Source organism: Verrucosispora sp. SN26_14.1, from assembly GCF_004307965.1.
Lineage (GTDB): Bacteria > Actinomycetota > Actinomycetes > Mycobacteriales > Micromonosporaceae > Micromonospora.
Genome location: NZ_SISL01000675.1, coordinates 1 through 2313 on the forward strand (window position 1 = coordinate 1; position 2313 = coordinate 2313).

4 protein-coding genes are annotated in these 2313 nt (G+C 74.1%); 3 read left to right on the plus strand and 1 reads right to left on the minus strand.

Going from position 1 to position 2313, the window contains the following annotated elements:
- The 3 genes from EYA84_RS30740 to EYA84_RS30750 form a co-directional block, all read left to right on the plus strand.
- Nucleotides 1-434: ATP-binding cassette domain-containing protein (locus tag EYA84_RS30740; protein WP_131057711.1), on the plus strand; the 434-nt coding region annotated here is incomplete at its 5' end.
- A complete protein-coding gene (locus EYA84_RS30745) occupies nt 434-1189 on the plus strand; it encodes an ABC transporter permease (protein ID WP_131057712.1) in 756 nt (251 codons plus the stop codon). The genes EYA84_RS30740 and EYA84_RS30745, both read left to right, overlap by 1 nt.
- A gap of 27 nt (nt 1190-1216) precedes the next feature.
- Nucleotides 1217-1813, plus strand: a complete 597-nt coding sequence (locus tag EYA84_RS30750; RefSeq protein WP_131057713.1) for a TetR family transcriptional regulator — start codon at nt 1217-1219, stop codon at nt 1811-1813.
- A gap of 7 nt (nt 1814-1820) precedes the next feature.
- Here EYA84_RS30750 and EYA84_RS32800 read toward each other — a convergent pair.
- Nucleotides 1821-2313: DUF2470 domain-containing protein (locus EYA84_RS32800; RefSeq protein ID WP_161595078.1), on the minus strand; the 493-nt coding region annotated here is incomplete at its 5' end.

Here is a 2313-nt window from a genome sequence, read left to right on the forward strand (position 1 = left end):
GCCGGGGCCGGGCCGAGGCGGACCGGGCGGTGGCCGACGTCGGGCTGGCGCCGGCGGCGGGACAGATCGTCGGCACCCTCTCCGGCGGGCAACGCAGCCGTGCGTCGCTGGCCTGCGCGCTGGTCGGCGAGCCGGAGCTGATCGTGCTCGACGAACCCACCGTCGGGCAGGACCCGGTCCTGCGGGCCGAGCTCTGGGCGAGGTTCCACGCACTCGCGGCGGCCGGCACCACCCTGCTGGTCTCCAGTCACGTGATGGACGAGGCGGCCCGATGCGACCGGCTGCTGCTGATCCGCGCGGGACGGCTGATCGCCGACGACACCCCGGCCGCGATCCGGGCCGCCGCCGGGGTCGACGACCTCGACGAGGCGTTCCTGCGGCTGATCCGGGCCGGCGAGGCCGGCACCGGCACCACGACCGCCGAGGAGGCGTGATGAACCCGCGCATCCTGGCCGCCACGGTCGGCCGCATCCTGCGGCAACTGCGCCACGACCGACGGACGGTGGCGCTGCTGGTGCTCGTGCCCACCGCGCTTCTCACCCTGGTCTATTACATGTACGCCGACCAGCCCACGCCGCCCGGCCAGCCGTCCACGTTCGACCGGATCGCGCTGGTGATGCTCGGCTTCTTCCCGTTCATCATCATGTTCCTGGTGACCAGCATCGCCATGCTGCGCGAACGGACCAGTGGCACGCTGGAACGGCTGCTCACCACCCCGCTGGCCCGCACCGATTTGCTCTTCGGGTACGGCATCGCGTTCGGGCTGGCTGGCGCGGTGCAGGCCACCATCGCCTCGGCCGTGGCGTACGGGGTCTTCGGCCTCGAGACCGCCGGCAGCAGTGCGCTGGTGATCCTGATCGCGGCGCTGAACGCCGTGCTCGCCGTCGCGCTCGGGCTGCTGTGCAGCGCCTTCGCCCGCACCGAGTTCCAGGCCGTACAGTTCATGCCGGTCGTGGTCGCCCCTCAACTGCTGCTCTGCGGGCTCTTCGTGCCTCGCGACGAGATGGCCGGCTGGTTGCAGGCGATCAGCGACGTGCTCCCCCTGTCGTACGCCGTCGAGGCCCTTCAGGAGGTCGGCGCGAACGCCGAGCCGACCGCGACGATGTGGCGGGACGTGGCGGTGGTCGCCGGTGCGGCGGTGTTGGCGCTGGTGCTCGCCTCGGCCACGCTGCGACGGCGCAGCGGCTGACGGACCACCGAGCGGGAAGAGAGGGCGATGGCACGGCGCAGCGGACGGCGACCCGGCAACCCGGCGACCCGGGACGCCATCCTGGCGGCGGCCCGCACCGCCTTCGCGGAACGGGGTTTCGACGCCGCCACCATCCGGGCCGTCGCCGCCGCCGCCGAGGTCGATCCGGCGCTGGTGCACCACTACTTCGGCAGCAAGGAGCAACTGTTCCTGGCCGCCGTGCAGGCGCCGGTCGACCCTCGGGAACTGTTGCCGGCGGTGCTCGACGGCGACCGCGACGGGATCGGGGAACGACTGGTCCGGACGTTCGTCGCGATGTGGGACTCCCCGGCCGGCGCCGCCGGGGTGGCCCTGCTGCGCTCCGCGGTCGGCAACGAGTGGACCGCCCGGCTGGTCCGGGAGTTCCTGACCACCCAGGTGCTGCGCCGGATCCTCGACCACCTCGACGTCGACCCGGCCCACCGGCCGTTGCGCGGCGGGCTGGTGGCGAGCCAGTTGATCGGGCTCGCGCTCATGCGGCACGTGGTCCGGCTGGAGCCGGTCGCCTCCGCCGAGCCGGAGACCCTGGTCGCCACCGTCGGGCCGACCGTGCAGCGTTACCTCACCGGCGAACTCGTCGGCTGAGCCCGGCTCAGCCGCCGGCCGCCGGGTGCAGCATCTCGTCGAACAGCCGGGGCAGTTCGTCGTGCCCGGCCACCGGGCGCGTGAAGGCGAGCCGGGTCCGGTGCCGGGCGCCGGTGTGCCCGAACGAGACCAGCATGCCGTACCTGTCGATCCGCTCCACCCGGGGCGCCCCGTCGACACCGGCCAGCCCCAGCCGGCGGCACAGGTAGGCGGTCAGCCGGTCGGCGTACCGGTCGGCGAGGTCGGCCAGCAGCACCGCCTCGACCGGGTGCAGCGGGTCCGGCTCCGCCTCCGCGTACGCCATCGGGTCGATCCGGCGACGCGTGCCGGCGCGGTCCCACTGGGCCTGCTCCACCTCGAACCGGCACAACCGGAACCGGGTGCCGACGTCGAGCAGGTCCCCGGTGGCGTCCACCTCGGCGAAGTCCAGCGCGGCGGCACGTTCCTCGGCGCCGGCCAACTGGCGCCCCCCGCCGGAGCCCCGCGCGCGGCCCAGCGAC

Excerpts from the sequence above, each read along its gene's own strand:
- EYA84_RS30750 (WP_131057713.1), top strand. The coding sequence starts at position 1,217 with ATGGCACGGCGCAGCGGACGGCGACCCGGCAACCCGGCGACCCGGGAC.
- EYA84_RS30745 (WP_131057712.1), top strand. The coding sequence starts at position 434 with ATGAACCCGCGCATCCTGGCCGCCACGGTCGGCCGCATCCTGCGGCAA.